The sequence below is a fragment of the Paramuribaculum intestinale genome (genome assembly GCF_003024925.1).
Classification (GTDB): domain Bacteria; phylum Bacteroidota; class Bacteroidia; order Bacteroidales; family Muribaculaceae; genus Paramuribaculum; species Paramuribaculum intestinale.
Map to the genome: position 1 here is coordinate 1 of NZ_PUED01000253.1, position 2,680 is coordinate 2,680.

Annotated in this window: 5 protein-coding genes; all 5 read left to right on the forward strand. The window is 51.9% G+C overall.

The annotated features are described in order from the left end of the window. Positions 1 to 583: reverse transcriptase domain-containing protein (locus C5O24_RS12330; protein WP_240605008.1), on the forward strand; the 583-nt coding region annotated here is incomplete at its 5' end. Next, positions 561 to 977, forward strand: coding sequence for a hypothetical protein (locus tag C5O24_RS12335; protein WP_133165579.1), 417 nt, complete (start codon positions 561 to 563; stop codon positions 975 to 977). The genes C5O24_RS12330 and C5O24_RS12335, both read left to right, overlap by 23 nt. Before the next feature lie 15 nt (positions 978 to 992). Then, positions 993 to 1,598, forward strand: a complete 606-nt coding sequence (locus tag C5O24_RS12340; RefSeq protein WP_107035313.1) for an RNA-binding protein — start codon at positions 993 to 995, stop codon at positions 1,596 to 1,598. Between the two features lie 16 nt (positions 1,599 to 1,614). Beyond that, positions 1,615 to 2,187 carry a glycoside hydrolase family 108 protein gene (locus C5O24_RS12345; protein WP_107035314.1) on the forward strand — a complete coding sequence of 191 codons (573 nt, stop codon included), beginning with the start codon at positions 1,615 to 1,617 and terminating at the stop codon, positions 2,185 to 2,187. Next, on the forward strand, positions 2,184 to 2,680 hold a 497-nt coding region (locus C5O24_RS12350; protein WP_133165580.1), incomplete at its 3' end, for a hypothetical protein. The genes C5O24_RS12345 and C5O24_RS12350, both read left to right, overlap by 4 nt.

Below are 2,680 nucleotides of genomic sequence, written 5' to 3' on the forward strand. Positions count from 1 at the left end.
CGTTCTAAAAGGCATCGTCCGAAGGAGCATAAAGGACAAACGGATCCTTCGCGTATTGGACGCCATTATAGACAGCGAGGAAGGCGTTATGTTGGGTAGTCCAATAAGCCCGTACTTATCGAACCTTTATATAACTTACCTTTGTCATTACTTGAAGGAGAAGAAGGGCGTTAAGTGGCTTATAAATTACGCCGACGATTTTGGCATACTTTCCAACGACAAAGAGTTTTTGCACCGTTTGTTAGCGGACATCGAAGACTACACCAACGTAAAACTACGGATAGAAGTAAAGCGGAATAAGCAAATTTTCCCGGTAGCCTTAGACAGCAGCGACAAGCACGGCCGGGGCATTGACTTTTTAGGCTTCGTCTTTTACCTGAACGAAACACGGATAAGGAAGGGAATAAAGCGAAGCCTTTGCCGGAAAATTGCCAAGTTGAGGAAAGCCAAGCACCCTATATCACGGGAAGACTTCTTACAGGCTATTGCGCCGTGGTGGGCTTGGCTAAAATACAGCGATAGCCAATACCTTATTAACAAACTTAATAAAATAAGCCCGTATGAAATCAAATTCAGACGTTAGACCGTTGGCTATTCAGCCACTCGGTAACGGCGCGTACTACTACAACTACAACATCGTGGAGCGCGTCGAGGAAGTGGAACCCCAGGCCGTCGCAGACGACGCCGAAGGCGTGGACGTGGCAGACACCACGCCGCAGACCCGCACGACCTACGACTGCAACACGGTGCAGCTATGGGGAACGCCCAATTACAAGGACATAACCCGCGCCGTCATCCGCGCCGAAGTTTCGGAAACGGAAGAGTTCGGACTGATTAACGACTACAACGCCGCCCGCGCCGGACTTGTAGAGGAAGCCGAAGCCAAGGAAGCCGAAGAACGCTATACCGCGCACCTTCGCCGCGTCGCCGAGATTAAGGCGATGGTTAAGGTAGACCTCGCCGGGGCCGGGTACTAACCAACCTATACAACGATGGAGTATTTACCCGAAATAATTAGCGCGTTGGCTGTGATTATTACCGCGTGGTTCAGTTACAACCAATACGCAAAAAATAAACTTACCGACTTGAAGGTAGAGCAGATGCAGCGCGACAACGAAGTAAAGCGTAAGCGGCGTTCCGACAATTCGGCATTAGTCCACGGCGAATTGTGGGAAATACTTCATGAACTTAAAGCCGACCGGGTTTATATAGTTCAGCCGCACCCATTAGGCAACGAAAGCATGGTAAGCATCTACTTTGAAAGCAAACGCAAAGGAGTGGAGAGCATGAAGCCGCGTATTCAAAACCTAAAAATGTGCGACGTAGCGAAGTTTTGCGCCGACCTTACTAAGAACTTGTTTATGTTCATAACTGACATAGACAACCAAGTAACCGACCGCTACGCAAAATCTTTACTTTCGTCGTGTGGCACGGAGCAGGTAATAATAAAGCGACTTTCCGATAATTCGCACGATTGGGTAGGCTCAATCTTTTGCGAGTTTACCCACGGGCAGAAGATAGACGAAGCCGAAGCCCGCGCCATTCTTCACGAAGCCGCTATGAATATTCAGTACATTCTGCCCGCCTTCATTGACTAACCAATATTAACACAGCATGGCAAATTTAGCAATTTTAGCCCCCTTCATTTTGTCGCACGAAGGCGGCTTTGTAAACGACCCCTTAGACCGGGGCGGAGCGACCAACAAAGGCGTTACTATTGCGACGTGGCGACAAGTTGGCTACGACAAGGACGGCGACGGCGACATCGACGTAGACGACCTCAAGAAGATAACCGACACCGACGCGGTGGAGCGTGTTATGCGTCCCCACTATTGGAACCGGTGGAAAGCCGACCGCATTACTTCGCAGTCCGTCGCTAACATTGTCGTCGATTGGGTATGGGCTTCCGGCAAGCACGGAATAACCAAGGTGCAGGCTCTTCTCGGCGTAACGGTGGACGGCATTGTAGGCGACAAGACCTTAGCCGCCCTTAACGCACAGCCGCCCCGCGTCCTGTTCGACAAGATTAAGGCCGCCCGCGTCGCCTTCATTGAAGGCATCATAGCCGCCAACCCTTCACAAAAGCGGTTTAGGAAAGGCTGGCTTAACCGCCTTAACCGTATTCAGTACGGAAGCCTTACCCACAACACGAACCCCGCTAAAAAAGTAACCTTCCCCGACGTATGACACGAATAGCCATTTTCCTAATAGCCGCCGTCGCCTTCTTCCTTTCCGGCTGTTCCACCACCCGGAAGACAACGGCGACCAAAACCCAGGCCGAAGCGCAGCTTACAGCGACGACCGCCGGACAGCAGCACACCGAAGCCACAGGGCAGACCGCAATAATTACCAACGTGCAGACCGACGAGAAGAAGAACGTAGTTATAGACTTCGCCAAGGTGGAATTTTACCCCGGCGAAGTTCCTACGCTTCCTTCCGACAGCACCGCCCCCGATTGGCTTAACGCGATAGTTCCGGGCGGATCCATTGAGGACGGCACGAAGGCGAAGCCCCCCAACGTGAAAAGTATCACTACGGGCCGGGCAGTCATTAACGGCGAAAAGAACGAGAGCCGGGCGACCGAAGCCACAGCCCAAGCGACCGCCACTGAGGACCTGTCCCTTAAAAACATCTGGCGCTGCCGGACCGGACTCGAGCAGAACCAGGTGGACAGCGTATA

Bases quoted from the DNA above. Each gene is read 5' to 3' on its own strand.
- C5O24_RS12335 (WP_133165579.1), top strand. From the start codon at position 561: ATGAAATCAAATTCAGACGTTAGACCGTTGGCTATTCAGCCACTCGGT.
- C5O24_RS12340 (WP_107035313.1), top strand. From the start codon at position 993: ATGGAGTATTTACCCGAAATAATTAGCGCGTTGGCTGTGATTATTACC.
- C5O24_RS12345 (WP_107035314.1), top strand. From the start codon at position 1,615: ATGGCAAATTTAGCAATTTTAGCCCCCTTCATTTTGTCGCACGAAGGC.